Genomic DNA, 1905 nt, shown 5'->3' with positions numbered 1-1905 from the left:
AGGTTTGATATTTACGTTCCATCAAATACTTGATGGTATCATCTTCAACATTAAAATTATATTGATATAGAACAATTATGAGCCAAACTTTTTATATTCACCCTGATAACCCCCAAAAACGGCTATTAGAGCAAGTTGTTAATATATTAAATGATGGTGGTGTTATCGCTTTTCCAACCGATTCGGGTTATTCACTAGGGTGCTTGCTTGATAATAAACAAGGTGTTGATCGTATTTGTCAAATCCGCCAACTTGATAAGCGTCATCATTTTACGTTAATGTGCAGTGACCTTTCTGAACTGTCTTGTTATGCTTATGTGGATAATACCACTTTTCGGTTATTAAAAAATAATACACCAGGAAAATATGTCTTTATTTTACAAGCTAGCAAAGAAGTACCACGCCGATTATTGAATGAAAAGCGTAAAACAATAGGATTACGAATTCCAGATGATAAAATTGATTTAGCACTACTTGAATTATTAGGGCAGCCATTAATGACCACTACGCTGATTTTACCTAATGATGATCAGGCACAATCAGATCCCGACGAGATAGAGGATAAAATAGGCCATCAGCTCGATGCAATTGTACACGGCGGTTATATTAGCCAGCAACCAACCAGCGTAATTGACTTAACTAATGACTATCCCGAAATTATACGTAAAGGAAGTGGTGACACTAAACCATTTGAATAAGCAACCATTTTTTATTGTCGATATTTCGACAATAGTATAAATAGATAAAATGATACCTGAGAAGGTAACAGCGAGGATAATATGAAACATAGCAGATCTACATTTTCACAAGTTAGTAAAAAAAACAATAAAATCAATGAAAAAGATAATCAATCCAATAAAAAAACGAAAGCGTTTTGCCCAGCAACCGTAGCTCGTAAAAATTTGCCACCTGATAATACTGAAAAACTACAAAAGGTATTAGCTAATTTAGGAAATGGATCGCGCCGTGAAATTGAGGCAATGATTGCAGCAGGTAAAATTAGTGTGGATGGTAAAATTGCTACGTTAGGCGATCGCGTTGATGTTAATGCTAATCCTAAAATACGTATTAATGGGCATCTGGTTCAGCTTAGAAGTAAAGAAAAAGAAGTTTGCCGAGTCCTTGCTTATTATAAACCAGAAGGTGAAATCTGTTCACGTAACGATCCACAGGGGCGAGCAACGGTTTTTGAACGGTTACCTCGCTTAAAAAATGCTCGCTGGATTAATATTGGTAGACTTGATATCAATACTTCTGGCTTACTATTATTTACCACTGATGGTGAACTGGCTAATCGCTTAATGCATCCACGGCATGAAATTGAGCGTGAGTATGCTGTTCGCGTATTTGGTAATGTGACTGATCAACAGATTAACCAACTTCGTAAAGGGGTACAACTCGAAGATGGCCCTGCTTCATTTCAATCAATTAAAGCACAAGGTGGTGATGGACTTAACCAATGGTTTAATGTGGTTATCACTGAAGGTCGCAATCGAGAAGTTCGCAGAATGTGGGAAGCTATTGAAGTACAAGTTAGCCGATTGCTGCGTATTCGTTATGGCAATATCACTTTACCTAAAGGGCTGTCACGTGGAACGTGGATGGAATTAGGCATAGACTCTGTGAATTATCTACGTGAACTTGTTGGATTACCGCCAGAAACCAAAAGCTTTACAACGGGATCATCGTCAGACAAACGTATAATAAGACCTAAGCGGGTTAAATTGACCAATTTGTCTAGAGCATCCCACGTGCCTCGTCAAGCGACAGCTAAAAAGCCAACTAGAAAATAGCATGTTATAACTCTCAATAAAGTTCATTTTATTGAGAGTATTGTCTGATCACTTTATCTTACCTTTTATATTCTCTAAAAATAAATATATTGATATTTTTTGAATAGAGACT

Annotated in this window: 2 protein-coding genes; both read left to right on the top strand. The window is 36.8% G+C overall.

Translation table 11 applies throughout. The features are described from left to right. Nucleotides 1-77 precede the first annotated feature (77 nt). Entirely contained in the window at nucleotides 78-698 is a 621-nt protein-coding gene (locus A9G30_RS05515) for an L-threonylcarbamoyladenylate synthase (protein ID WP_065566756.1), read from the top strand. 81 nt (nucleotides 699-779) lie between these two features. Beyond that, on the top strand, nucleotides 780-1793 hold the full coding sequence (gene rluB / locus A9G30_RS05510; protein WP_081295706.1) for a 23S rRNA pseudouridine(2605) synthase RluB: 1014 nt from the start codon (nucleotides 780-782) through the stop codon (nucleotides 1791-1793). Nucleotides 1794-1905 lie beyond the last annotated feature (112 nt).

The sequence above is a fragment of the Gilliamella sp. Fer4-1 genome, from assembly GCF_001690515.1.
Classification (GTDB): domain Bacteria; phylum Pseudomonadota; class Gammaproteobacteria; order Enterobacterales; family Orbaceae; genus Gilliamella; species Gilliamella apicola_C.
This window is presented reverse-complemented; position numbering and strand designations above follow the sequence as displayed.

Excerpts from the sequence above, each read along its gene's own strand:
- A9G30_RS05515 (WP_065566756.1), top strand. The coding sequence starts at position 78 with ATGAGCCAAACTTTTTATATTCACCCTGATAACCCCCAAAAACGGCTA.
- rluB (WP_081295706.1), top strand. The coding sequence starts at position 780 with ATGAAACATAGCAGATCTACATTTTCACAAGTTAGTAAAAAAAACAAT.